The organism is Hydrogenovibrio kuenenii DSM 12350 (assembly GCF_000526715.1).
GTDB lineage: Bacteria > Pseudomonadota > Gammaproteobacteria > Thiomicrospirales > Thiomicrospiraceae > Hydrogenovibrio > Hydrogenovibrio kuenenii.
Map to the genome: position 1 here is coordinate 223,932 of NZ_JAGP01000001.1, position 24,897 is coordinate 248,828.

22 protein-coding genes are annotated in these 24,897 nt (G+C 43.7%); 10 read left to right on the forward strand and 12 right to left on the reverse strand.

The features are described 5' to 3' along the window. Positions 1 to 68: 68 nt before the first annotated feature. Positions 69 to 1,268, reverse strand: a complete 1,200-nt coding sequence (locus N745_RS0100915) for an iron-containing alcohol dehydrogenase (protein WP_024850266.1) — start codon at positions 1,266 to 1,268, stop codon at positions 69 to 71. Positions 1,269 to 1,308: 40 nt separating this feature from the next. Further along, entirely contained in the window at positions 1,309 to 3,345 is a 2,037-nt protein-coding gene (gene rep, locus N745_RS0100920) for a DNA helicase Rep (RefSeq protein WP_024850267.1), read from the reverse strand. A 229-nt stretch (positions 3,346 to 3,574) separates the two neighbouring features. Here rep and N745_RS0100930 point away from each other — a divergent pair, with 229 nt between their 5' ends. Beyond that, positions 3,575 to 4,156: a class I SAM-dependent methyltransferase gene (locus N745_RS0100930; protein ID WP_024850268.1), complete on the forward strand. Its 582-nt coding sequence runs from the start codon at positions 3,575 to 3,577 to the stop codon at positions 4,154 to 4,156. A gap of 13 nt (positions 4,157 to 4,169) precedes the next feature. On the opposite strand, the gene N745_RS0100935 is transcribed toward N745_RS0100930, so the two are convergent. Beyond that, positions 4,170 to 4,805: a hypothetical protein gene (locus N745_RS0100935; protein WP_024850269.1), complete on the reverse strand. Its 636-nt coding sequence runs from the start codon at positions 4,803 to 4,805 to the stop codon at positions 4,170 to 4,172. Between the two features lie 334 nt (positions 4,806 to 5,139). On the opposite strand from N745_RS0100935, the gene N745_RS0100940 reads away from it, so the two are divergent. From N745_RS0100940 to truD, 3 genes are all read left to right on the forward strand, one after another. Beyond that, complete coding sequence (locus tag N745_RS0100940; RefSeq protein ID WP_024850270.1) at positions 5,140 to 6,048, forward strand: Tim44 domain-containing protein; 909 nt, start codon at positions 5,140 to 5,142, stop codon at positions 6,046 to 6,048. Positions 6,049 to 6,184: 136 nt separating this feature from the next. Next, complete coding sequence (locus N745_RS0100945; protein WP_024850271.1) at positions 6,185 to 6,634, forward strand: hypothetical protein; 450 nt, start codon at positions 6,185 to 6,187, stop codon at positions 6,632 to 6,634. 80 nt (positions 6,635 to 6,714) lie between these two features. After that, a complete protein-coding gene (gene truD, locus N745_RS0100950) occupies positions 6,715 to 7,815 on the forward strand; it encodes a tRNA pseudouridine(13) synthase TruD (RefSeq protein WP_024850272.1) in 1,101 nt (366 codons plus the stop codon). Here truD and N745_RS0100955 read toward each other — a convergent pair. The 8 genes from N745_RS0100955 to N745_RS0100990 form a co-directional block, all read right to left on the reverse strand. Continuing rightward, on the reverse strand, positions 7,807 to 8,880 hold the full coding sequence (locus N745_RS0100955; protein WP_024850273.1) for a GGDEF domain-containing protein: 1,074 nt from the start codon (positions 8,878 to 8,880) through the stop codon (positions 7,807 to 7,809). The two genes, truD and N745_RS0100955, sit on opposite strands and share 9 nt — an antisense overlap. Positions 8,881 to 8,952: 72 nt before the next feature. After that, positions 8,953 to 9,399 carry a phosphoribosyl-AMP cyclohydrolase gene (gene hisI, locus N745_RS0100960; protein ID WP_038070547.1) on the reverse strand — a complete coding sequence of 149 codons (447 nt, stop codon included), beginning with the start codon at positions 9,397 to 9,399 and terminating at the stop codon, positions 8,953 to 8,955. Positions 9,400 to 9,416: 17 nt separating this feature from the next. Then, a complete protein-coding gene (locus tag N745_RS0100965) occupies positions 9,417 to 10,529 on the reverse strand; it encodes a 3'-5' exonuclease (protein WP_024850275.1) in 1,113 nt (370 codons plus the stop codon). A gap of 166 nt (positions 10,530 to 10,695) precedes the next feature. Further along, positions 10,696 to 11,247, reverse strand: a complete 552-nt coding sequence (locus tag N745_RS0100970) for an NlpC/P60 family protein (RefSeq protein WP_024850276.1) — start codon at positions 11,245 to 11,247, stop codon at positions 10,696 to 10,698. 16 nt (positions 11,248 to 11,263) lie between these two features. Further along, positions 11,264 to 11,821, reverse strand: coding sequence for a thioredoxin family protein (locus N745_RS0100975; protein ID WP_024850277.1), 558 nt, complete (start codon positions 11,819 to 11,821; stop codon positions 11,264 to 11,266). A 20-nt stretch (positions 11,822 to 11,841) separates the two neighbouring features. Further along, complete coding sequence (locus N745_RS0100980) at positions 11,842 to 13,623, reverse strand: mechanosensitive ion channel family protein (RefSeq protein ID WP_024850278.1); 1,782 nt, start codon at positions 13,621 to 13,623, stop codon at positions 11,842 to 11,844. A 410-nt stretch (positions 13,624 to 14,033) separates the two neighbouring features. Further along, complete coding sequence (locus N745_RS0100985; RefSeq protein ID WP_024850279.1) at positions 14,034 to 14,645, reverse strand: superoxide dismutase; 612 nt, start codon at positions 14,643 to 14,645, stop codon at positions 14,034 to 14,036. Between the two features lie 253 nt (positions 14,646 to 14,898). Then, complete coding sequence (locus N745_RS0100990; protein ID WP_024850280.1) at positions 14,899 to 15,192, reverse strand: YcgL domain-containing protein; 294 nt, start codon at positions 15,190 to 15,192, stop codon at positions 14,899 to 14,901. Positions 15,193 to 15,437: 245 nt separating this feature from the next. On the opposite strand from N745_RS0100990, the gene N745_RS0100995 reads away from it, so the two are divergent. The 4 genes from N745_RS0100995 to N745_RS0101010 all read left to right on the forward strand — a co-directional run bounded on the left by N745_RS0100995 (position 15,438) and on the right by N745_RS0101010 (position 19,182). After that, positions 15,438 to 16,409 carry an NAD(P)H-binding protein gene (locus N745_RS0100995; protein ID WP_024850281.1) on the forward strand — a complete coding sequence of 324 codons (972 nt, stop codon included), beginning with the start codon at positions 15,438 to 15,440 and terminating at the stop codon, positions 16,407 to 16,409. Positions 16,410 to 16,601: 192 nt separating this feature from the next. After that, on the forward strand, positions 16,602 to 16,805 hold the full coding sequence (locus tag N745_RS0101000; RefSeq protein WP_024850282.1) for a YgaP family membrane protein: 204 nt from the start codon (positions 16,602 to 16,604) through the stop codon (positions 16,803 to 16,805). A gap of 124 nt (positions 16,806 to 16,929) precedes the next feature. Further along, positions 16,930 to 18,192 (forward strand): multifunctional CCA addition/repair protein, encoded by a 1,263-nt coding sequence (locus tag N745_RS0101005; RefSeq protein WP_024850283.1) that lies wholly within the window; start codon positions 16,930 to 16,932, stop codon positions 18,190 to 18,192. Positions 18,193 to 18,234: 42 nt separating this feature from the next. After that, on the forward strand, positions 18,235 to 19,182 hold the full coding sequence (locus tag N745_RS0101010; protein WP_024850284.1) for a cation diffusion facilitator family transporter: 948 nt from the start codon (positions 18,235 to 18,237) through the stop codon (positions 19,180 to 19,182). Between the two features lie 21 nt (positions 19,183 to 19,203). Here the strand turns inward: N745_RS0101010 and N745_RS0101015 are convergent, their stop codons facing one another. Then, the gene (locus N745_RS0101015) at positions 19,204 to 19,779 is read right to left on the reverse strand and encodes a Tll0287-like domain-containing protein (RefSeq protein WP_024850285.1); all 576 of its coding nucleotides are present in this window, start codon (positions 19,777 to 19,779) and stop codon (positions 19,204 to 19,206) included. Positions 19,780 to 19,999: 220 nt separating this feature from the next. On the opposite strand from N745_RS0101015, the gene N745_RS0101020 reads away from it, so the two are divergent. Further along, positions 20,000 to 21,250, forward strand: coding sequence for an efflux RND transporter periplasmic adaptor subunit (locus N745_RS0101020; RefSeq protein ID WP_024850286.1), 1,251 nt, complete (start codon positions 20,000 to 20,002; stop codon positions 21,248 to 21,250). A 1-nt stretch (position 21,251) separates the two neighbouring features. Further along, positions 21,252 to 24,446 carry an efflux RND transporter permease subunit gene (locus N745_RS0101025; RefSeq protein ID WP_024850287.1) on the forward strand — a complete coding sequence of 1,065 codons (3,195 nt, stop codon included), beginning with the start codon at positions 21,252 to 21,254 and terminating at the stop codon, positions 24,444 to 24,446. The last annotated feature ends 451 nt before the right edge of the window (positions 24,447 to 24,897 follow it).

Consider the following 24,897-nt stretch of genomic DNA (forward strand, 5'->3'; position numbering starts at 1 on the left):
AAAGACGTATCGGTTGTTATTCTACTTAAAAGTACTAAGAGCATCTAGCGTTTTACAGTGCTTTTGGATTATAAAGACTCATATATCGCGTCAAGTAATTGAGTATCGGATAATACAACTGGATTGCCTAGCATGCTCCCTGCACGACAGTTGGCAATAACAGGGTCAAGCTGACAAGGTGTTATGCCATATTCAGCAAGTGATTGAGGCGCATAACGCTCTGTCATATGTTGCAATATTTCGATTAATTTTAATAAATCAGTATTAAGCGTTTCATTGGTCGGTTCTGTTTGTTTCTCATCAGAAAGCAAACGACCGATACGTGCATACTTTATTAAGGTGCTTTGTACTGTTTCATCGTTCTGTTGTTGCAAACTTTTGATATTGGCAGCGGTAATAGGCGCTAAAAGTCTTGCGCAGACAATGCCATGGGGAGCTTCAAAAAAAGCACCAATGGGTCCTGCTAAACCATGGACGGCACCAAGCCCTGCATTTGCCAAAGTAATACCTGATAAGCTTGCGGCTAGCATTAAGTTGCCATAACCGGTTTGTTTGTCGTTATCCGAGTCACTATCCAATAGTTCAAACGCGCCCTTAAACAGCGTCATCCCTTGCCAAGCGAGAGCATCAGTAATTGGGTTTGCTTTTAGGGTGGTGTATGACTCTAATAGTTGGGTGAAAGCATCCATCCCCGTACTGTACAGGACGGGTTGTGGGCAGCCTACCAATAGTTCGGGGTCAAGCCAAACGTCTTTTGCCAGTAGCTTATTGTCACGGAAAGATTTCTTGAACTGACCAAGTCGAGACAGCACAGCGTTTTTTGTGGTTTCACTGCCTGTACCCGCTGTTGTTGGTACTGCGATAAAAGGCAGAGTTTCCACGTCAAATGGCTCGCCCTTACCAACGCCTTCAAGGTAGTTCATGACAGAGTTGCCGTTGGGTATCAAGCCAGCAACGGCTTTGGCAGCATCTAAAACACTACCACCGCCAATGGCAACCACCGCTTGAGCATTACTTGGGCTGGCATCAACAATAGCATCAACCGTTTCGGGTGAAGGTTCGCCAGAAACCAAGAATAACGCGACACGTGTTCCTTGGTGTTGCAGTTGTTCCAATAGCTCTGATGAAAATCTGCCAGGCTGGGCTAGGGTGTGGCTGGAAATCAGGACGATAGAGGCGTAACTGGAAAGGCTATCGGTAAGTTGTTGACGGCAGCCCCAGCCAAAATGGATTTCTGGGAGTTGTGCCATTTGAAACGGGGAAATCATGAAGTTATTCCTTTGGTTTCATTTCTAGTTGGAGGATGTTTTATCCATTTGATGCCAGCATGGCTTTTAAACTGTCTAACGCGGCATTGCCGCTTTGTTTTTTCTCTTCTTCGGAAACGACGACACCCGGTTTGCCTTCCCATTCCAGCAATTCTTCTGGCAGTTCATGTAAGAATCGGCTAGGTTCGCAGCGCATTTCTTCACCGTATTTGCGGCGCTTTTTCGCATAAGTCATGGTCAAGCTTCTTTGTGCTCGGGTAATGCCTACGTAAGCAAGACGTCGCTCTTCTTCGAGTCCAGGCGATTCAAGGTTTTGTTTATGAGGTAACAGTTCCTCTTCCATGCCGATGAGGAATACGTGTGGAAACTCCAAACCTTTGGAGGCATGAAGCGTCATTAAAGTGACTTCATTTTGTTCCACTTCTTCTTCATTGCGCTCAAGCATATCCATCAAAGTCATATAGGAAACGATTTTTTCGAGTTTGATGTCTTCATCGTCTTCGTTTTTGGCCTTGTCGATAATGCGCTCAATCCACTGGAAAAGGTCGCGCGTGTTTTCAATGCGTTTTTCCGCTTGTCTCGGTGTATTGGAAGTTTCTCTTAACCAGTTGTCATATTCGATTTCTTCATTCAGTTTTCGAATGAACTCAATCACTTCAGTGCCTTCCAATGTTTCGGAGTCCTTAATCCATTTGAGGATTAACCCACCAAAATAACTGACACGTTTTAGTGCTTTATCATCCAATACTGTGCTCAAGCCCAGCTCTTGTGTGGCATCGAACAAGCTTACATTGCGTTGAGTGGCGTAGCTTGCCAGCTTAGTCAATGTAGAAGCCCCAATTTCACGGCGAGGTGTATTTACAATACGCAGAAAAGCAGCGTCATCGTCTGGGTTGACGATTAATTTCAAATAAGACAAAAGGTCTTTGATTTCCGCTTTATCAAAAAATGATTGGCCGCCCGATAACTTATAAGGAATGTTTTGCTCACGTAGCGCGCGCTCAAATAGGCGTGATTGGAAGTTGCCGCGATACAGAATCGCATAGTCTTTGAACTGGGTGCGGTTTTTAAATTTGTGCACGATGATTTCGGAAATGACGCGCTCGGCTTCGTGGTTCTCATCATTACAGGCAATGACACGAATCATGTCGCCCATACCCATTTCAGACCACAGCTTCTTCTCAAACTCGTGTGGATTATTAGCAATCAAAGCGTTTGCAGAATGAAGGATGCGGTTTGAAGAACGGTAGTTTTGTTCCAGCTTGATGACTTCAAGATTCGGGAAATCTTCTTTTAGAAGTGACAGATTTTCCGGTTGCGCACCACGCCAAGCATAGATGGATTGGTCGTCGTCACCAACCACGGTAAAGCGCGCTTGAATACCAACCAGTTGTTTAACCAGGGCATATTGTGCTGCATTGGTGTCTTGATACTCATCTACCAGTAAGTAACGTACTTTGTTTTGCCACTTGTCGAGGATTTCACGGTTTTCATCAAACAGTCTCACCGGTAAACCAATCAAATCATCAAAGTCCACAGCGTTGTAGGCCTTGAGTTGTTGTTGGTACAGGTCGTACAAAACGGCGCGTGCTTGTTGAAGGTTATCTTCAGCTTGTTCTAATGCCTGTTGCGGTGAAATATGGGCGTTTTTCCAGCTAGAAATGTCCCATTGCGCATTTTCCAACGCTTCTTCATCGAGTGATTGTTTTTTCAACAGGTCTTTTATGATCTGTTTGGTATCTGTCGCGTCCATAATCGAGAAGTTCGATTTATAGTCCAGCGCTTTATATTCCTGGCGAATGATGTTCAACCCAAGGTTGTGGAAAGTTGAAACATTTAACCCTTTTGAAGGATCATTCTTTAATAACTTGGTGACACGCTCTTTCATCTCGCGCGCTGCTTTATTGGTAAAAGTCAGGGCATAGATATTGTGGGGTTTGATGTCATGCTTACGAATCAGGTGAGCTATTTTCTCTGTAATTACGCGAGTTTTACCCGAGCCAGCACCTGCTAGCACCAAGGCGGGTGCGTGTACATGGAGAACAGCTTCGAGTTGACGTTTATTGAGTGAATGCATAAAAACTTTAAAAAGTTCGACACCATTAATTTGATGAATCGAGCGTTAAATGGGGAATCCTGTATAATTTTCGATAACTTAGGAGAACCGTATATTTTCAACGTGAAAATTTCCAAGTAACCAGTGGCGGATATTTTATCAGCTAGTCGGTTACTTGGCGGATTTTTCCGAATCTTTTGACGACTATTTTCTTAGTTGTTTGCGGTGTAAAAAATATTAAGGCAGTACAGTGAGCACAATTGACGAACTCAAAAAAGACATACAGTTTCAAACAGAACTCAAAGGGCATGCATTGACCTTTAATTCAACTTGGGGCATTTTTTCACCACGAGAAATCGATTCGGGTACAGACTTGTTATTGAAATACCTTGATATTAAACCAGGTGAAGTTGCATTGGACATTGGGTGTGGTTATGGTCCTATCGGAGTGACGATTGCAGCGCATGCACCACAAGGTGAAGTGCATATGGTGGACAAAGATTTTGTTGCAGTCGATTATGCGAATAAAAATGCTCAGCAAAATGGCTTAAGTCATGCCAAAGCTTATTTGTCTAATGGTTTGAGTGCCGTACCAAAAGATAAGGTTTTCACCACTGTGGTGTCGAATATTCCCGCAAAAGTCGGTAAGGAAATGTTGTCGATCATCTTGCATGACGTGCATCAGCATCTGGCGCCGGGTGGACAGTTTGTTGTGGTGACGATTAACGGTCTAAGACAATATATGAAGCGTAATTTTATGGAAGTGTTTGGTAACTACGATAAAGTTAAACAAGGTAAAGATTACACTATTTCCCGTTGTGTAAAGAAGTAGTTACACTTCACTTTTAGATGCGGCATTTGTCTTGTAACTGTTTTAGTTTCTTGTCATAAGACAGGTTTTCTTTTTCGATATCATCCCGGATTTTATTGACGGCATTAATCTCTTTAACATCTGGAAGGTGCTTGTTATAACTTACTAATTGCTCCACGAGAGAGGAAATAACCTTTTCATGGTCGCTAAGCACTCTGTTCGTGTTTTTAATTTCGCACATAGCTATCTTATTCGCTTGAGCTAGATTACTTAATGCTTTGGCGTTAAGTAAATGCATGGCTCCCGCACCTGATAAAAAGCTCACAAAAGTTAACAAGACACTATATTTAATGAAGTGTGCTTTAAGCTTTTGAGTCCAACTAGGTTTAGGTTGTTCTTGCTGTCTATTCTCCAGCACAGAAATTGCGTTGTTGACTATTCGGATAGCGTTATTGATATGTTCAGAGTGATGTTTGGAGGCTTCAGAAGAGTCTTGGCTATTAGCATTTTGTCTAGCTTTTTTGAAGTTTTGAGCATGGTACATATTAAATGCTAAGAGAGGGTGAACTTCATCAGCCCAGCGGTTGAAATCGTGGAGAGATTTAAAAGGTACAGGAATAGAAGGCTCTTTCTGTAATCTCTTAAGTCCTTTTAGTACATCTACTTCCATATAAAAAACCTTGGAACTTTGATTATGAAGTTCAATTAAATATAAGCATCATTGGCACTTTGCTTAATGATTTTTAATTAAGTTTAAAGCTTTTTTGTAAACAGCCTACACTTCTATTAAATTTCAATCTTTAAATATACGCAAGTATTTTAGGGGTATTTATTTAATATATATATTTGAAAAATATGATGTATTGCTGGTTTTAAATGTCTTTTGTGTTTGAATTAGATGCTGTAAAAAGATGAATCTTTAAATAATAATCTACCCAGCCTGGTAGATTTTGTAGCGTAAATCTGTAAGCTAACTGGTTCAAGTTCAGAGGAAATAGAATAATATGAAAAGAACATTGATACTCATCATGACTTTGGTTTCATTTCTTGCTTTTGCTCAGGTAGCAGAAGCGAAACGTTTCGGCTTTGGTGGTAGTTATGGCTACTCGAAAAAAATTGCGCCTCAGCAATATAGTAAACGACCAGCATCCCCTAACTATCAAAAAGCAAAACCACAAGCATCTGCTGGTCAAAGACCAGCAAGCGGAGCCTCTAGATGGTTGGGGCCTTTGGCGGGAATTGCGGCGGGCGGTTTATTAGCTGCGATGTTATTCGGTGATGGTTTTCAAGGTATTCAGCCGTTTGATATTTTGATTTTTATCTTAATTGCTTTTGTACTGATGAGTTTCTTCCGTAGACGTCAGCAGCCTGTTTATACCTCTTCTTATGATCAAAGAGCGGGCGAAGCTGGTCAACCTGCCTATCGTGAATCTTACGAGCAGCAATATGAGCAAAACCCTCAAACAGCACCAAGTCACAATTTGCAGGGTTCAATGATAGGATCAGCTATTTCGGATGATGCCCAGAGCGTAGAAGAAATGCCAAGCTGGTTTAACAAAGACGATTTTCTTGAGAACGCAAAGCACCATTTTGTTGAAGTACAAAAGGCTTGGGATGCACAAGATCTGACGGAAATTCGTGCTTATTGCGCACCTGAGCTGATAGATGCACTTGAAAAAGATATGCAAGGTGTTGATATGGCCGCTAACTTTACTCAGGTTGACGAGTTACGAGCAGATATTGCAGATACGGTTGTTGATGGCAATTATTTCATTGTCAGTGTGCGCTTTTCTGGCTTTATTGTTGAAGAGCAGGGTGGTTTTGCCCATGCCTTTAATGAAATCTGGCATATTCGACGTTTGACTGCAGGTGAAGGGGATTGGCAAATAGCCGGTATTCAACAAACTGCTTAGAGTGGTTGATGGTGCTGAAGTGTCTTGGAAGCTCGAATTTCCATAGATTTTCTGCTAAGGTTATTTCGCGGAATTGCTGAATTGTTCAATTTGGTTTATGAAGCTAGTCAGTTTGCGTAAAGGAAGGAGTCTGGTGATGAAACGCAGTGCTTGGGTTGCTTTGGTAATGTTGTTAACGTCAGTCATGTTTTTATCGGGCTGTTCTAAAGATCCAGTAAAAATTGTGTCGGCAAAATTGGTTGATAATATTGATAAGGGGTCTGGTAATTTTGATCGAATGTTGCAGATTTGTTTTGATAAGCCAATATCTTCCGATTATTACCATACCGTAGTGATCGTCACGCAACAGAACTTTAAATTAAGTGGTGGAAATACCATTCGACCTTTGGCTTCCGATCCCGATAATAAATGCATGTTGAGAAATCTGTATAATTACATCAATAAAGATTCTCCTATGGGTGCGCGTCAGATGATTAAAGATTACATGACACCAGGTAATATCAGTCAAGTACTCATCAAGATTTATGACGAGAAGCCTGAAGGTAAAGAATTGCCAATTGCTCAAGCTTTGTTTAAAAACCTGTAATCCTGTTTAAAGCTAGGACGAGTTTGGAATAAGCCCGGTACTGCACCGGGCTTTTTTGTGTCGGTTTAATGGAAATAAAAATGTCGGAAAAAAACATTTGTTTTGATATGAATGCCTTGGCCTATGCTTATGGTAAGCCTGCTGTAACAGCAACTCTAAAATCTTCTCCTGAAGATTTTAGAGTTGAAGAGCAAATTGCTTTTTCTTTGCTTGGAGAAGGTGAGCATTTATGGATATGGGTTGAAAAGACGGGTCAAAACACTGATTGGGTTGCCAAACAAATCGCCAGTTATATTGGCATTACCTCTCGGGAAATGGGGGTGGCGGGTAAGAAGGATCGTCATGCCATAACTTATCAGTGGATGAGCTGTCATTTACCGGGAAAACCCGATCCTGATTTTTTAAAATTATCTATCCCTGGTGTCAGGGTGTTAAAGGCTGTTCGACATAACCGAAAGCTGCAAACTGGCGGGTTGAGTGGTAACCGTTTTCAAATCACATTGAATAATGTTGAAGGTGGACTTGAACAAATTGAAGAACGCCTAAAAGCCATTCAAGTGCATGGTGTGCCAAATTATTTCGGTGAGCAACGTTTTGGCAATGATATGCAGAACCTAGCGCAGGCATCACGTCTGTTTAATGGTGAGATTAAACCTAAGCGTCATCAAAAATCGCTTTACCTGTCTGCTGCGCGTTCTTGGATGTTTAATGAAGAGTTGAGTGAGCGTATTCAACAAAATACATGGAATCAGGCAATTGAGGGTGATGTGTTCCAATTGCAAGGGTCGCAAAAATGTTTTGTATCGGAAGTGGATGTTGAAATTCAGCAGCGTGTGACAGAATTGGATATTCATCCAACTGGCTCCTTAACTGGGCGAGGAAAAAGTTTAGCAACAGCCAAGGTATATGAGCTTGAACAAAGTATTATGGCGAACTACCCTTTGTGGCAAACGGGCTTGGAGAAGTTCGGTTTAAAACAAGAGCGTCGTGCATTACGCGTTTTGCCTCAAGACTTGTCCTGGCAACTGGAGGGCGTAGCGGAAGGTGGTGTGGCTGATGAGCTGCAAGATGGCCTAGAATTTACCCAAACCAGACTTGTTTTGAGTTTTACACTCCCAGCAGGAAGTTATGCCACTATGCTGGTGAGAGAAGTGGCTTTGGTTACGTCCGAATTAGTTTGACATTTCGTCATCGCTTTCAGCCATGCAGAACTGGTTTCTACCGCGCTCTTTGGCTTTATAAAGAGCTTCATCTGCTGTTTTAAAAAGTTCTTTAAAGGAAGTGTGCTGTGGACTGTGCTGGGCAATACCCGCAGAGAACTTCATATATATCTCGTCTGAACCAACAGTCAGAGGTGTTTCTGATAGTAGGTTCTGAATTTTTATCATCAGTTTTTCAGCTTGTCGTGCATTGGTTTCCGGCAATAAAAGTACAAATTCATCGCCCCCCATGCGAGCAATTAAGTCACTTTTTCTGAGTGCCCGTTTAACGAGTTTAGCGATAAGCTTAATGGATTTGTCGCCAACAAGGTGACCATAGTTGTCGTTGATGAGCTTAAAGTGGTCTACGTCAAACACCACTAAACAAAGTGCGGAGATATAGTGACGACTGGCAAGGTTGAAATATTGTTCTGAACCATCCAGTAACCCTTGGCGATTTAGTACGCCCGTCATTTGATCGTGGGTAACCAGGTTTTGCAGTTGTTGATTTTGTTCGATGATGGCGGTTTCATAAGAATGAATTTGCTTACTGAAATGATGTGCCAAAATTCCAATAGCGATTAAGCAAAGGATCAATGAATACAGCGCATCCTCCGATAAATAGGTCGGTAGATAGCTCTGCGCTAAAAGCACAAAACATAAAGTGAGTATTAAAATACTTAGACCTGTTATGGCATTAATAAAGAAGAAACTAAAGATGATTAGCGGTAGAAACCAGATCAAACGAAAACTATTTTCTGGCACCAATAACGCCATGATGCAAAAAAACACAAAGCCAGAAAAAGCCAAAATCAAGGAAATGGAAAGTGCGGTGTCAGGACGTTTTTTGAAATAACGATAGAGCAGCAGCATTTCCAAGAAGAAAGCGAAATGACTCCATCCTAAAAAGCGTTGATCTTCTGCAAAGTAAAAAAACGCAAAGAAGGTGTAACCTAAATTTATAGCGGCACCCAACAATAAAATCAGCTTCAAGGTGCTGACTTTAAAGTCGATAAAACTAGATGGTGACATGTTTTCAATTTGCATAATTGAAGCCTGTTTTCCAAGGTTCGCTTTTCATTTTACGTTGAACTACTTAGCTTTGTAAAATAAAGAGCGTTACTTTTCTTTTTTCGCATAAAGCGTTTCTGGGTCAATTAGAGGGTCAGTCAAGATAACTGCCGACTCCGGTGAAATTTCAGTATAAAAACAACTTTTTCGTCCTGTATGGCAGGCTGGTCCGGTTTGGTCCACCAGTAGCAAAATGGTGTCGCCATCGCAGTCAAGACGCATGGATTTCAAAACTTGTATCTGCCCTGATTCTTCACCCTTACGCCAGTAAGATTGGCGTGAGCGAGACCAGTAGCAAACTCGTCCGGTCTTTAGCGTTTCAGCAATAGAATCAGCATTCATCCAAGCCATCATTAAGACTTCGCCTGTATCATGCTGTTGAGCGATAGCGGGTATTAGCCCTTTATCATCAAACTTTAATTGAGACTTTAGCTCTGCCCAGTCAAAAGTGTCACCTTGATGTGCTTTTTCTAATGATTTAAACGATGTAGTCATTTGGATAGCTCCCGAACTTATTTTGTACGCTTTGCCTGTGCAAAAGCTGAGGCGAACAAGTTGTTGGAAATGGTGTTTTTCACTGGTTCTGGCTTTTTCGCTTTGATTTGTGATTTGCGTCCAAGGCTGAGCATTGCATTGAAAAGTTCAGCGGTAGCTTGTGCATCTGCCAAAGCATCGTGAGCATCGCCAGGGAAAGGTTTGTTCAAAATCTTTTCATAAGCGACAGTTAATTTTGGCGTTTTGTAGAACCAATACATTTGTTCGGACTGCCAACGCATTGCGCCAACCAGGTCAGTTGCCAGTTTGGCGACATCAAGCCAAGCGTTATAGTCTAGATCAAATGGCAGTGACTTTTTCTCAGCGCTTTTTTGTAAATAGGCAAAGTCGGATTCGGTGCTGTATGCCAATACCACATCGGCATCGAGTAGTGCCTGGTGAATGCTGTCCCACACCTCTGTTAAAGAAGGTGCATCCTGAACCATTTCAGTCGTGATGTTGTGCTTTTCGTTTTCAGGGATATCGTAACCAGGGTTGATTAACTGGTTTAGGATTTCCTTGCCTTCCAAGTCGCAAATAGAAACTTGAATGACATCGGCATCATCACTGGTGGACACATCGGTTGCTTCAATGTCGATGCAATAGATTTTTTTGCCTTTTAGTTCTTTGTCATGTTCTTTCAGTTTGAAGTGCGCATCGTTGCGCCCTTCTTGCAGAAGGTTAACAACTTCAGAAGAAGTAAACTCAGCGATTAATTCCGAAAGTTTGCTGCGAAGTTTTTTAACAGAACGTGTTAAGGATTGGCGCACATCGTCATCTTCACTGGCACGTTCAATAAAAGTGTCCACGCTCATGATTTCATCTTTCACGACAAAGTTTTGCAAAATGCTATCGACGATCTTGGCATCTTTAAAGTCCAATGCTTCAAGCGATGGAATTTTAAGCGTAGCACTCAATAGGGCTTTTTCTCCCTTGGCAGGCGAGGCAATGACTTGAATACCTTTGATATCAAGCCCGTCTGAAGCAGCAACGGCAACAATGTATTCTTTGATGGGCTGGTTACGCTTATCAATAAAAATGAGTTGCGCATTGCTTTTGTTTGTTTTTTTGACGGCTGATTCTGTGTTCATTGCTTCTCTGACAGGGGTTAAAGTAAATGCGGTATTGTACCAGTTTAGGGCTTAGTGAGTAACGCTTAGTCTGTGTCAAGTTTATGAAATTTCTGCAATATCAAATCGCGACAAACTAATTAAAATGAACAAAATCTGCCAGGCTGGGTGCGGAAGTAGGTAAAAGCTAGCGTTTGCTGGTGTAAGCAATTCGGCGGGCTGTCCAGTAATGGCGGCGCCAAAATGAATTGTCCAGATTTGAAATGGTGACGCCTTCACTACTTGAGGCATGCATGAATCGATGGTTGCCTAGGTAAATACCGTTGTGATGACCGCTGTCGAAAACCCCTAAACCAATATTGAAGAAAATCACATCACCAGGTTTAAGTTTTGATATGGGGACATAGTGTCCGGTTTTAACCTGCAGCTTGGTGGTTCTGGGTAATAATAAACCAAATTGTTGCTTGAAAGTCGTCTGGACAAAACCTGAGCAATCAATGCCTTTTCTGCTCTCCCCGCCATAACGATAAGGTGTTTGTTTCCATTTTGAATATTCTCGCAATAGCTTTTTTCTCACCGCTTTGGTGTTGGAAAAGTCCGTTTTAAGCTGAGTATAGCTGTGGCTGTGATGAATAGGATAACTGGCTTGTCTTGGAGGAGAAGTCGCACAGCCTGTTAGCCAAATCACCAGACCAGTGAGTGAAATGAGACTTTTGTAATTAGAAAGATAACGTTGCATCTTTAGTCAACCAAAACTAGGCTTTCCATTTGATCGAGCACCCCATTGAAGGGATTTGTTCTAAAGGCCCTTGTCCGGTTTGTGCTACTTGTTTCATTGCTTCGAGTAAGTCGCGTTTTACGCCTTCAGGAGAGGTTTCTTTTCGAGATTCATCGAGGCGACCACGATATTGTAGTTTCAGCTCAGCGTTATAACCAAAGAAGTCGGGGGTGCAAACCGCGCCGAAAGCTTTAGCGACTTGTTGTGTTTCGTCCAGAACATAAGGAAATGGAAATCGCCATTGCTCGGCGATGGCCTTCATGTTTTCAAAAGAATCTTCTTTATATTCATTGGGATCGTTACTCATAATGGCGATGCTGTTAATGCCGTACTCATCACGTAAGATGCGGGTATCTTCAACTAAACGTTTTTGAATGGCTTTGACATAAGGGCAATGGTTGCAGATAAACATAATCAGTAACCCATTTTTCCCTTTTGCTTTTTCAAGAGTCCACATCTGACCATCAATGCCAGGTAGATCAAAATCAATTGCAGGTTGGTTAAAATCGCAAACAGGGGTGGTTAAGCTGACCATGTATAGCTCTCCTATATTCGTTATGAATCTTCGGTTTTTTCTTTCTTTGGGCTGCCCGGTGGTGGATAGGCCAAGGTATCTTTAATTGCTGCCTTTTCGTCATCGGAAAAATTAGGGAAAGGTAGTTTTTCTTGTTCAATCAGTTCTTGAATTTTTGCCTCAGCTTCTTTTTGCACGTCTTCAGGGATGGGGTGTCCTTTGGTGATAACAATGCGTTGCTCTGGCGTGGCAAGGCGAATATTGAGCTTGTGTAATATATCAAGAATATGGAAATTCAGATCTTCGGCGATAGCCTTCAATTCAGGCAATGACTTTGTGTTGACATAGGCGTTGACTACTATCAAAAATGCATCGCGTTCAATTTCTTCAAAGCGTGCTCTGGCTGCGATATCCAGTGTTTTAGGATGAGAGATAATGAGTTCTCTCAGTGCGATGAGTAGCAGCCTGAGTTGTTCAACGGATGTATCAAGCCTAACGCGGAGTTCTTTTTTATAAAGTCTACGATCAATTTCGGCGTAATTTTCCAATTCTTTTGAAGCAAAAATGGAGTTGGGAACATGCACGATGGAGCGATTGAGTTTGCGGATGCGGGTTGAACGTAGCCCGATTTCTTCCACTGTTCCTGTAATCTCGCCAAACTTACAAAAATCGCCCGGCTTGATGGGGCGGGCAATATAGAGGGTAAAGGCGCCAAAAACGTTTTCGAGCGTTTTTTGTGCAGCCAGAGCAATGGCTAGTGATCCTATCCCTAACCCTGTTAGAACAGTAGTGAGGCTATAGCCGGCATCACTTAGCCAGCTAAGAATCAGTACGATAACGACCAATACTTTCACGGTTGTGGACAGGGGTCGGATCAGCGCACGAGAAAATTTTTCATTGAGTTTGTTGATAAGGCGTTGTGCAATCAGTTCGATAATGCCTAGGCTTAAGAACATGATTGCTAAGTAGTCTAGAATGCCAGATGTTAAAACAACTTTGGCTTGTAGGGATAGCCCAAGCTGGTTAATGCCATATTGCAACAACCATATAGTGACTGCGAAACGGAGTCCATTTACGAGAAAATGCTGGAAAGCAGTTCTTTCAGGGTAGAGCTTTAGCCAAATGAATCCGAAGAAAGTCGTTAGAAGTTTGATGGCATACCAACTCAGCACAACAATGAAAACCACACCAACAAATTGCCAGTTTTCCATATGAAAAAACTTAAAGTCAGGTAGGTAGTTAGCGATGGTGGTAGCCCAACTTGGGTAGCCGAACTCAGACCAAAGTGCAGGGACTTTTATCAATGTGCGGTTAGATATTTTCCAGAGATAACCGACAGCTGGATCGGGCACTTTTTGCAGGTAAACCGGTATTTTGCCTTTGGTGCTTTTTAGGTAACCAATCAGGTCGCGATAGGGAGGTAGCCCGTCGTTTTGCATGCCATCTGGCGAATTACTGACAGCCGTTAGATCAAGAAGGTTTTGTTGCTGCCAGATAATCATTAATTGTTTGAGCAATTTGGGGGCGCCGACTTTTTTTACTTTTTGTGGCAGATAGCGCAAATCCAGATAGATGGTTCCCTCTTCATATTTTTTCTGTTTGACGAGTTCTTTGAGGGTTAGTAATGTTGAAAGCGGCGTGCTGCCAGGGCGAACAATTTGTTTATTGGCATCGATGTTTTCTATAGCAGACTGGCTTCGTTGCTGGGTTTCGATCGCCTCTTTAATGCTTGTTGGCGCAGCTGAAAACGCATATTGAGAAATGCTTAAAAAAATGACAGCTAAGAAAGTCTGTAGATATGGCAATGAGCGCTGTTTTTTCATGGGGTGATACCTGAGCTGGACGATTAAGCCATGTGAAGTTGTTAGTCGCAATATACCTTAAATTTTGTTGAATCGTCCAGAATAAAACTTGTAATAAAATCGTTAAATCTTGAGAGTTGTATTTTCATGCAGAGAAGTAAGGGGTGAGTTGTCTCCAATAAGGCCACGGACAATATCTCTCGGGTGCGTTACTTTGACAAAGTAGGCTGGTATGTAGGTACAAATAATCGAACGGATTATGTTTGATGTTGGTTGTTTTAGTGGCAGGGGTGAATGCTTATGTTATCAAGCCCATTTATGTGGAACAGTTTGGGCGGGCTTAAATTTTTGGTTATCGAGAGCAATGTGAAGTTTGCAAAGTTTTAGACATAAAAAAACCGGCAACTGCCGGTTTTTTATAGCGTAAGCAATTAAGCTTTTGCAGCGGTATAAAGCTCAGAGACTTTATTCCAGTTAACCACGTCCCACCAAGCTTGCATGTAAGCAGGGCGAAGGTTTTGATAACGTAGGTAATAAGCATGTTCCCAAACGTCAAGACCTAGGATTGGCGTCCCCTTAACGTCAGCAACATCCATTAGAGGGTTGTCTTGGTTAGGTGTTGAAGAGATTTCTAACTTACCGTCAGCAGAAACTGTTAACCAAGCCCAACCTGAACCGAAGCGTGTTGCGCCAGCAGTGTTGAACTTTTCTTTCATAGCGTCAAAGCCACCGAAAGTTGCATTGATATCGTCAGCCAAAGCACCTGTTGGCGAGCCCATGCTGTCACCAGTCATGATGTTCCAGAAGAAAGAATGGTTCCAATGGCCACCACCGTTGTTACGCACAGCAGGAGAAATAGAACCCGCATTTGCACATAACTCTTCAATTGACTTGTCTTCAAGTTCAGAACCAGCAATCGCATTGTTTAGGTTTGTGATGTAAGTGTTGTGGTGCTTAGTATGGTGGATTTCCATTGTACGTGCGTCAATGGAAACTTCTAATGCATCGTAATCATATGGAAGATCTGGAAGCGTGAAAGCCATGTGTCCATCCTTTTTAGTTAGTTGTTCGAGTTGCCCTTGCCCAAAAGCGTTAGTCTTGGCAAGAGATTGAATCTTGAAGTCTTATTTTAGCGAGTTAATCTTTATTGTAAATATAAAGACTGTAAATAACCGACTAAATTTGTCGGTTATTCGTTTTTTGTCCAGAAGTTGACTGGTTTGGCAGGAGATAAGTCATTGTGATTAAAATCTGCCAGGCTGGGGTAGTTAACGTAATTGGCGTCCGTGACCTCGGCTAGAAAATATTGTCTAGGTGTTCCGGTGGAGGTGTCATGTCTGATATTTTTTCAACTTCATTAGGCGGCATTTGCATATAGTAGCCTTTGTCTTCAATTGCCTTGAGGATTTCTTTTGCATCTGCTCGTGGCAATTTACGCTCTGCTGTTAGTTCAAAATCAAGTACATGTACAGGCTCGCCAAACATGACAAAAAGTTCATTCGGTAGCTCCTCTAACTCTGTTTCTTGCAAAACATAGAGGTAAAGTTCCTCTTTTTTCGGGCTTTTGAATGCTGAAATTGTTTGTGCCATGGTTTGCCTCAATGGGGTTGTGTCAGTGGGTTATGATTATAGGAAACGCGCTATTTTAACGATTTTAACTGTAAAAGTGAATGTCTAGTCTGCGGGTTTATGCGAATAATTGCTTGACCTTACTCGTTGATTTTTTTATGCTTATCCGCCGCTTTTTGGCTGCTTGCATAAGAATAAAATAAGGCAGTCTCTATAAAGAATACCTTTTCGCAGAGTGATGCGGGTTTAAGAACAAAGGAAAAAAGATGTTTGGAAAAAAGGTCGTAGTGTTAGCAGGCGCCGGGTTTGTTGGGCGCTCAGTTGTTAATGAGCTGTCAAAGCAAGGCTATCAGGTGCGCGTTTGTGTGCGCCGTCCTGAGCGCTTCCGTGACTATGGGCTTTTCCCAAATACCAAAGTATTTGCTATCAAGGACTATCAAGATGAAGCGGTTTTGAAATCTGCTTTGGAAGATGTGGATGTCGTCGTTAATTTATTAGCAGATCTAACAGCAGGTATTGAAGCTGTTCCGACAAAAGATTTGGTTGTCGCTAACCAAAAAGTGAAAAAAGCGGTTGAATTATCTTCTGCGCAACGCGTGATTTCATTGTCTCAACTGGGTGCGGATGCAACCAAAGCGGAAAACTCACGCTTACAGCAATTGGGCGAATCAGATGCAATTGCTTTAGGCGCGTCGAATACTAAAAATACCATTTTGCGTACCAGTCTGTTGTTGGGTGAAGGAGATTGTGTAACCACTCAGTTCCGTAAGCAATTGAATTTGATTTCTTTCTTACCTGTAGTCAACGCTTCTACGCTGGTTCAGCCTCTTGCGGTTGGAGAGTTTGCAAAAGCCTTGGTGTCAGTTATCAATGACGAAACCACTTATGGACAAAAAGTAGAAGTCGCAGGTGAAGAGCGCATTAGTGTTCGTCAGTTGGCTGAATTGGTTGCTGAATTGTTGGGCAAAGAATCTGCGTTGATATTTCCAATGTGCAAAATGAATGCTAGATTGATGGTGAAATTAGGCGTTCTGGCGCCGATTAAATCGGTAAGCCCAGTGTTATTGGACGGCCTGACTATCGATCAAGTGACAGATAATGATTTCTCGAATCAGTTTGGTTTTGTACCGCGCAGTATTGAACAGGTGTTATCTGCTTACTTGTTACCAACTAAGGTGCGTGATCGTTATCATTTCTTGCGTCAAGAAGCGGGTCGTAACCACGACGACTTGGCATAGCACGATCTTTTCTCTTTAGATGAAAAAGCGCCATCGGCGCTTTTTTTATATGTGGATTTCAATAGTCTTTCCATAAAGAGAGGCATGGTTTTCATTGAGGCTTTTCTAAAAGTTGGTATATGATAACGAAAGGTGTTCGTTTTCAAACGAACGCTTCGAAAAATTAAGGTCTAAACCAAAAGGAGCATTAAAATGGGATGTAATGTAGGTGGACTTGATAGAAAATTACGGATTCTTGTCGGTATTATCATACTGTTGATTGGTATGGGAATGAGCAGTTGGTGGGCTCTTGTCGGTTTGATTCCGCTAATTACCGGGATCATGGGATGGTGTCCTGCGTATCTATTGTTTGGTGCGAGCACCTGTAAAACGGATTCTGAGAAAAGCGCTGAATAAAGCGAACGTTATTTGCTTGAGTTTAGCTCTGGTGAAATGTTAAAACCTGGTCGTTGGGCTGGGTTTTTTTGTCTTTATGGGTTAGAAAATTAGATTTTGAATTAGGTTAAAACGGAAAAAACGGATGCAAATCTATTTGGTTGGTGGTGCTGTGCGAGATACGTTGCTCGGATTAAAGCCGCATGAACATGATTGGGTTGTTGTTGGTGCAACACCTGATGAGCTTATTAAGGAAGGTTACCAGCAAGTTGGTAAGGACTTTCCCGTGTTTTTGCATCCCAAAACAAGAGATGAATATGCTCTGGCTCGCACAGAGCGTAAGGCTGGCAAAGGCTATCACGGCTTTGAAGTGTTTGCCGACCCTTCCGTGACTTTGGAAGAGGATTTGATTCGTCGGGATTTAACCATTAATGCCATAGCCCAAAACGATGATGGGGAGTTGATTGACCCTTATGGTGGTGTAAAAGACCTTGAGGCAAGGGTATTGCGTCATGTGTCGGATGCTTTTGTTGAAGACCCTTTACGAGTATTGCGCGTTGCTCGCTTTGCCGCCAAGCTTGCTCCTTTTGGGTTTGTGCTTGCAGACGAAACGCGAACACTGATGCAAGAAATGGTTTCTTCGGGAGAAATATCTGATTTAACGCCTGAACGTGTTTGGCAAGAAGTTGCTAAGGCGCTTGCGACAGCAAAGCCGAGTATCTTCTTTGAAGTGCTAGATCAAGTCGGGGCAGTAGAAGTGTTGTTTCCCGAGTTGTATCAACTGCATGATGTCACCCAGCCAGTTAAGCATCATCCAGAAGGTGATGTTTGGATTCATACTATGATGGTGTTGGATGCAGCCGCAAGCTTGTCGGATGATTTGAATGTCCGGTTTGCCGCTTTGGTGCATGATCTTGGTAAAGGGATTACGCCCAAAGAGCTTTGGCCTAAACACCATGGGCATGAAAAAGGTGGTCTGTCTTTGGTGAAGGCGATGGCGAATCGCTATCGACTGCCAAAAAATACACTGAATTTTGCATTGAAGGTGACGGAATATCATGGCATTGTGCATAAGGTCTTGGATTCTGAGGGGCAGCCGCACTTAAAGCCGCAAACTTGCCTTAAGCTGCTTAATTTAACCAAAGCGTTTAAACAAACAACAGAGTTGTCTTTGTTGTTGACGGCTTGTGAAGCCGATGCTAGGGGGCGATTAGGGTTTGAAAACCGACCTTATCCTCAGCGAGATTTTTGGTTGGCGTTAGCGCAAGCGGGATCAAAGGTTAATAATCAAGAGATTATCGCAACAGGCGTGCAGGGAGCTGCCATTTCCGAAGCGATTGAGCGCAAGCGCATTGAGTTGATTCAGGCGTATATGGATGCTTACTCTGCTGAAAAAGCAGAATTATAAATTGATAAAATCTGCCAGGCTGGGTAGCTGAGGGACTAGGGAATGCAAATGAAAGAACTAAAACTGGTAAGGGTTGCAACCTATGCTTCTGTTTCAGTAGCGGTTTTTCTGCTGGTGATTAAAGCCTTTGCTTGGATGGAGACCAGTTCAGTTGGTATTTTGGCATCTTTGCTGGACTCTGCTGTTGATATTGTTGCATCCGTGATGATTTTGTTTGCGGTGCGTTTGGCACAAGAGCCCGCCGATAATGAGCATCGTTTTGGGCATGGTAAAGCGGAGCCATTGGCTGCGCTGGCACAAAGCGTTTTTATTGCCGGCTCGGCACTTTATCTGATGCTTCATGCAATACAAAGGTTGATTGATCCGGTTGAAGTTCAGGAACCGAATTTGGGTGCTTGGGTTATGTTGGCATCATTGTTCTTGACCTCATGTTTGGTTTTGTTTCAAAGGTATGTTGTCCGTAAGACAGGGTCAACCGCGATTGAATCTGATGCACTACATTATTTTTCTGATTGGATCGCTAACCTAGCCGTACTTATCGGTTTGCTGTTGTCAGTTTATGGTTGGATAGATTCCACGCTTGGTTTATTGATTGGGGGGTGGATTGGCTGGCAAGCTATTCGGTTGGCAATCCATTCGGCAAATCAATTGCTTGATCATGAGTTACCAGAAGCCATTCGCAATCAAATTCGCGATATTGTGTTGGCTAATGTAGAGGTGGAAGGGTTTAATGATTTAAGAACCTATCGTTCAGGCCCCACCATTTTTATACAGCTGGATTTGGAGTTGGACGACCATCTAAGTTTGGTTAATGCCCACCGCATTACGGAAGAAGTGACGCAAGCTCTGTTAGAAGTGTTTGAAAATGCCGACGTGTTGATTCATCAAGAACCTGTGAGTATCCGGCTTGATCCTGAGCATCACCAATGGGAGATGGAAAACCGAGAAGATTCGGTTGAAGAGGACGGAAAGCCGCAATCAGGCAGTTAAGCCCAATTGCGCATTAGGTGTTTATAGTGTTTTTGAGAAACTAAACGCACCTCGAATATCACCTATGTGATATCCAACCGCTTTATCACGAGGATAAAGTTCGTGCAGTTTCTGCTGAACAGCTGGTGCGATATGAGTGCCGTGACAGGCTAGACAGACGCCACCTGTTGGAATCGGTTTAATGAATCGATAGGTTTTTTTGCCATTCATGTCAACGATTTCACTGTAAGCCATTTGTTTGACTGGAATGCCGGACATTTTCTCTGCCTCGAAATGTTTCAGGGCTTTGATTTCCCATTTGTCAGGCGTGGCGGTTGCGCCGCGGGGCTTCATGCTCACGCGATTGACATGCCAGCCACTGGATTTTGAGAGGTCGGCGGCGATCTCCGGGGCTTTGGTGTTGCAGAAAGACAGGGCATGTACCGGCCCGCCGTTTTTCATGGCGTGCATCAGTTGAGGTTTTAACTTGCCGAGAAATTGCTTGGCCAGTGCCATGCTTTGTTTGTCTAGCTGCTGAGTTTCGGGATTGGCCAATGCGCTCGTCGAACTTGCAAGCGCAGCGGTAATGGCGATAGATTTGATCAGTGCATGAGCCATGTGAATTCTTCCTAAAATAAATAAAAGTGTTAATGGATATTAGAGTTTACTAATCGCTAGTATACTTTTAAGTAGGAATTAAATAATCTTAAGACAGTATTGAAAGCTGGGTTTGATTTATCGGATAGCGGTTTTTTGGATAGGAATTGGCCTGTTTATCGCTATAATGCCGTTTTAAGAATGTTTCATGTTTTCTTACGTAGACGTAAAGGATAGGTTTGTGAAATTACCGACAATAGGGGCTTCAAAAAGTAAGAATGCCTTTGTAGCGATTCTGATTATTTTGCTGGTGGTTGTGATCGTTGCCTATATGGTCAGCACCAAGCCTAAGCCGCCGCCAGTAGAAATCAAACAGAAAGTCTGGCCGATTGAAGCGATGAAAGTGTCGGTGGGGCAGGTTGTGCCAAAGCAATCTTTGTATGGCACGGTTGAATCGACATCGATGGTGACGGCAGCTGCACCGGTATCGGGTGTGGTGGCTGCAGTTTCGGTGAAAGACGGTGATGAAGTCCAAAAAGGGGATAAGCTCGTAGCCTTGTCCGATGCGGATATTCAGCTGCCTTATCAAATTGCCAAAGCGGATGTCGAAGACACGCGTGCGCAACTTCAGTTGCAAGCACTGGCTTACAAATCAAATCAAGCCAAGCTCGACAATGAAAGGAAGGTACTTGCCATTCGTGAAGAAGACGTCAAGCGTAACCAGGAGCTGATCAAGAAAGACCTTGCCTCAAAATCTACGTTGGACATCGCTAAGGAAGCTCGGTTAAAGCAGAAGCTGTCAGTGGTGAATGCAAACCTGTCGGTAGAAGAAAACAAACTGAAAGTCGCCCAGTTGAAAGCGCGCTTAGCCAAGGCCGAGGCCAATTTTCAACAGGCAAAAATTAATTTGAAGCGTGGTCAGTTGGTAGCGCCTTATGCGATCCGAGTTTCCAAGGTGTCAGTTTCAGCAGGAGACCGTGTTTCGCCCGGAACAGCTTTGTTGAGCTTCTATGGGTTGGATAGTTTGGAGTTGAAAGCAACGATTCCTGCCGCTGAAGTCAAAGATGTTTATGCCGCGATGCAACAAGGCCAATCATTTACCGCCGATTATCTTTCCTATGGACAACGTTATGAGTTGCATTTGAAACGTCTGGCAGGAGAGGCATCAACCAGTGGATTGAATGCTTATTTTTCGCTGCCCAAAACCTTAAAGAGTGTGCGCCCGGGGGATCTGTTGCAGGTGCGTTTGCGGCGTGAGCCGATAGCCAACGGGTTTGCGGTGCCTTATTCTGCGTTGTATGGCTCTAGCCGAGTGTATGTTGTCAAAGACGGTTTGTTGGAGCGCCGAAAGGTCAAGGTGCTAGGGGAAACTCCTGTTAAGGGGCAGACTTGGGTGCTACTGAAAGGCGGTGTTCAAAGTGGCGAGCAGGTTGCAATCACCCATTTACCGAATGCCGTGACTGGTCTGAAAGTGTCTGTGATGGAACCCTGAAATGACGCAGAAAAACGAACCTGAACATCATCGACTTCCGGAAGAGCATCCGGAAGATTTTGCCGGTTATCACCCACGTCACGAAAAATTTAAATCGACTGGTTTTATCGGTATGTTGGCGCGTCATAAGGTGGCGCCGAATCTATTAATGCTCATTATGGTTTTGATGGGCATTGTCGCCCTGTTGAAGTTGAATGTGCAATTTTTCCCCAATTTTGAACTCGATTATGCTCAGGTCAGAGTCGTTTGGCCAGGAGCCAATGGTGAGGATGTCGAGCGTTCGATAACCGACCCTATCGAACGAGTGTTGAGAAATATCGATAATCTTGATGAGATGACTTCAACCTCTGCTTTGGGGATGTCGGCGGTGACTTTGAAATTCAAAGAGGGTACCGACATGATCGAGGCGATCGATCAAGTCAATCAAAAGGTTCGGGAGCTCCGCAACCTGCCACAAGATTCCGAGAAACCGGTCATCGAACGCTTTGTTCGCTATGAACCCATCGCACGTTTGTTGTTGATTGGGGATAAGGCAGATCTGACAGAATTACGTCATTTGGCGCGTCAGTTTGAGCGGCAATTGCTTGATGAAGGGATCGATAAAGTCGAATTCGATGGACTGCCCACTGATGAGATGTCGATTAATGTGCCCAAGCGTAAGTTGGAACAGTATGGATTGACCTTGGGAGATGTGAGTAGTCGTATTGCGGCGATGAGCCGTGATATTCCAGCGGGATCGGTTGGCGATGAGGATAGTATTCGTGATTTACGGGCAATCAACCAGGGTCGGAGCGAGCAACAGTTTGATCGTTTGACGGTCATTTCTAAAGGAACCGAAAAGGTTGCCTTGGGGCAGTTAGCGCAAGTGCAGAAACGCCCGGTAAAAAATGCGCCTTATTTGACGGTAGATGGGCACCCGGCGATTGAGATGCGTTTAATGCGCTCTGAAACAGGGGATACGCTCAAGTCTTCTAAAATCATGCAGCAGTGGTTGGCAAAAACCAAGCCGACTTTACCCAAAGGCGTGAAGTTCAAGGTTTATGACGAGACCTGGTCGCTGGTGAATCAGCGGATTATGTTGCTGGTCAACAACGGGATCGGCGGGTTGGTTCTGGTGATATTGATTCTGTATCTTTTTATGAATGGACGGGTCGCCTTCTGGGTGGCGGTCGGGATACCAGTGTCCTTTATGGCGACTTTGATGATTATGTATCTCGCGGGAGGCAGTATTAATATGGTCAGCCTGTTCGGGCTGATTATGGCGCTGGGGATTATCGTTGACGATGCCATTGTGGTCGGTGAGGATGCGCTTGCGCATCATGAGAAGGGTGAGCCGGACTTGCAAGCCGCTGAAGGGGGTGCGCATCGCATGCTAGCACCTGTAACGGCTTCGTCCATTACCACGGTTGCAGCTTTTTTACCCCTGATGATGATTGGCGCAGAAATGGGCAAAATCCTGTTTGCGATTCCGTTGGTGATTATTGCGGTCATTATCGCTTCTTTGTTTGAGAGTTTTACCATTTTACCAGGTCATTTGCGGCGTGCCTTCAAGAAGGTCAAGCCACCTCAGCCGGGCAGTGTGCGTTATCGTTTGGATCGAACCATAGATCATTTCCGTGAGCACCAGTTCCGGTCGGTGATCCGTTGGGTACTGGCTCATAGGGCGATTACTATTGCCATCACGCTGGCGATGATGATTTTTGCGATTGGTCTGTTAGCAGGCGGTCGTTTGGCGTTCGTTTTCTTCCCTTCACCGGAGTCTATCAAGTTGACGGCGGATGTGCGCTTTGTCGCGGGTACCCCGGCGAAGGTCACGGCGGCCTATGTTGACCAGGTTTATCGAGCATTACGCAAAACAGAAAAGGAATTGGAGCCGGGTATTGTTAAAACGGCAGTGGTTCATTACAACGAGTCCAGTTCGGAAAAAGGGTCGAATTTCGGTAGTGTCAATATCGAACTGAAAGAACCGGATCAGCGAAAAACCCGAAACGCGCAGTTCATCCGTGCTTGGCAGAAAAATGCCGGAACCGTTCCCGGATTGGATGTGTTGTCGATTGAAGCGCCAAGAATGGGGCCACCGGGCAGTGATTTGGATGTTAGGATGTGGGGGGTTTCACCGCACCTGTTAAAGCAGGCTTCCTTGGAGGTGCAGCAGGTATTGGATCAGATTCCTGGGGTGAGTGGTGTTCGCGATGATTTGCCTTATGGCCGTGATCAGATGATTTATCGCCTGACACCACAAGGTAAAGCATTAGGCTTTACCTATGCCAGTATCGGTCAGCAGTTGTCGGATGCGTTTTCCGGTCGCTTGGCGCAAATCTATACTCAAGGTGAGGATGAAGTGGAGGTCAGGGTTCAGTATCCTCGCAAAGAGCAGGACAGCTTGGCGACCTTGGATTCGATGATGGTGACCGCGCCAGATGGACAGAGAGTGTTATTGAAGTCTATCGTGAAGTGGAGCAGTCAGCAGGGCTTTGATGTGATGCGCCATGTCGATGGACATTTGGCGGTCAATGTGATTGGCGAAGTCGATAATACGAGAAATAATGCCAACCGTATTTTGGCTCAGTTGAAAAAAGATACGTTACCGAAACTGGTAGCCAAGTATGGGTTCAGCTATTCGTTTGAAGGCCAAAGCGCCAATCAGGCCGAGACGCTTGCAGATATGAAGATCGGTTTGTTGGTCGGTTTGACCTTGATTTATATCGTGTTGGCCTGGGTGTTTGGTTCTTACGGCTGGCCGCTGGTGGTGATGCTGGCGATTCCATTCGGATTGATCGGTGCAATCATGGGGCATTGGTGGATGGGCTTGGATATGACGATTTTGTCATTGTTCGGTTTCTTCGGCTTGTCCGGTATCGTGGTGAACGACTCGATTATCTTGGTCAGTTTCTACAAGCGGCTACGCGAAGAAGGGATGGCAATCAATCAGGCTCTAGAAGAGGCTGGAGTGCAGAGAGTTCGAGCGGTGTTGCTGACGTCATTGACGACCATTGCAGGTCTGACACCGCTACTATTTGAGACTTCTTTGCAGGCGCAGTTCTTAATACCGATGGCGGCGGCGATTGCTTTCGGGTTAATGTTTTCGACGTTATTGATTCTGTTGGTGATCCCCAGCGTGTTGTCGCTGTATGAAGAGGTGCATGAGCGATGGATGCATCGTTCACATAAGGTTGAACCACAAGAATCGGTTTAACGTTGTTCGTTCTTCCTGTGCTCCATGGATGGTTGCGGCGAATTAATCCATTTCAATCGGTGGGCAAGCCTCACCATTGGCTTCTTTCTATACGCTAGAGCCCTTAATTAAATTAACTGCATTGGTGTAGCTCTTTTTTTTTGCATGGTTTCAGTAGCTAGTATGCCACGAGGAATATGTTGAGCCATAGCAATGACGTTATCTAAGTATCCACTGGTTCTCTTGTCTAGTAGTTTGTAATCTTCTCAATAAGTTTTTTGCGGCTTTACAATCAATCTTTTAAATATGGGATTTTCGTCAGACACAAGTGTCTTTCATTCTGATGATGTGACGCTTCTCCTTTTCTGTGTTTGGCTTAGTTAGCCTAGAAAAAATAGAGGATTCGTAAATCTCGTATCTGATAAAAAAATGTCATATTTTTGTGATATAGGGTGATTAGCCTATTAAAAGG

Excerpts from the sequence above, each read along its gene's own strand:
- N745_RS0100955 (WP_024850273.1), bottom strand. The coding sequence starts at position 8,880 with ATGCAAATTGAAAACATGTCACCATCTAGTTTTATCGACTTTAAAGTC.
- N745_RS0100965 (WP_024850275.1), bottom strand. The coding sequence starts at position 10,529 with ATGAACACAGAATCAGCCGTCAAAAAAACAAACAAAAGCAATGCGCAA.
- N745_RS0100990 (WP_024850280.1), bottom strand. The coding sequence starts at position 15,192 with ATGGCACAAACAATTTCAGCATTCAAAAGCCCGAAAAAAGAGGAACTT.
- N745_RS0100915 (WP_024850266.1), bottom strand. The coding sequence starts at position 1,268 with ATGATTTCCCCGTTTCAAATGGCACAACTCCCAGAAATCCATTTTGGC.
- N745_RS0100975 (WP_024850277.1), bottom strand. The coding sequence starts at position 11,821 with ATGGTCAGCTTAACCACCCCTGTTTGCGATTTTAACCAACCTGCAATT.
- truD (WP_024850272.1), top strand. The coding sequence starts at position 6,715 with ATGTCGGAAAAAAACATTTGTTTTGATATGAATGCCTTGGCCTATGCT.
- N745_RS0100980 (WP_024850278.1), bottom strand. The coding sequence starts at position 13,623 with ATGAAAAAACAGCGCTCATTGCCATATCTACAGACTTTCTTAGCTGTC.
- N745_RS0101025 (WP_024850287.1), top strand. The coding sequence starts at position 21,252 with ATGACGCAGAAAAACGAACCTGAACATCATCGACTTCCGGAAGAGCAT.
- N745_RS0100995 (WP_024850281.1), top strand. The coding sequence starts at position 15,438 with ATGTTTGGAAAAAAGGTCGTAGTGTTAGCAGGCGCCGGGTTTGTTGGG.
- N745_RS0101015 (WP_024850285.1), bottom strand. The coding sequence starts at position 19,779 with ATGGCTCATGCACTGATCAAATCTATCGCCATTACCGCTGCGCTTGCA.
- N745_RS0100945 (WP_024850271.1), top strand. The coding sequence starts at position 6,185 with ATGAAACGCAGTGCTTGGGTTGCTTTGGTAATGTTGTTAACGTCAGTC.
- N745_RS0100970 (WP_024850276.1), bottom strand. The coding sequence starts at position 11,247 with ATGCAACGTTATCTTTCTAATTACAAAAGTCTCATTTCACTCACTGGT.
- N745_RS0101005 (WP_024850283.1), top strand. The coding sequence starts at position 16,930 with ATGCAAATCTATTTGGTTGGTGGTGCTGTGCGAGATACGTTGCTCGGA.
- N745_RS0101000 (WP_024850282.1), top strand. The coding sequence starts at position 16,602 with ATGGGATGTAATGTAGGTGGACTTGATAGAAAATTACGGATTCTTGTC.
- N745_RS0100985 (WP_024850279.1), bottom strand. The coding sequence starts at position 14,645 with ATGGCTTTCACGCTTCCAGATCTTCCATATGATTACGATGCATTAGAA.
- hisI (WP_038070547.1), bottom strand. The coding sequence starts at position 9,399 with ATGACTACATCGTTTAAATCATTAGAAAAAGCACATCAAGGTGACACT.
- rep (WP_024850267.1), bottom strand. The coding sequence starts at position 3,345 with ATGCATTCACTCAATAAACGTCAACTCGAAGCTGTTCTCCATGTACAC.
- N745_RS0100940 (WP_024850270.1), top strand. The coding sequence starts at position 5,140 with ATGAAAAGAACATTGATACTCATCATGACTTTGGTTTCATTTCTTGCT.
- N745_RS0100935 (WP_024850269.1), bottom strand. The coding sequence starts at position 4,805 with ATGGAAGTAGATGTACTAAAAGGACTTAAGAGATTACAGAAAGAGCCT.
- N745_RS0101010 (WP_024850284.1), top strand. The coding sequence starts at position 18,235 with ATGCAAATGAAAGAACTAAAACTGGTAAGGGTTGCAACCTATGCTTCT.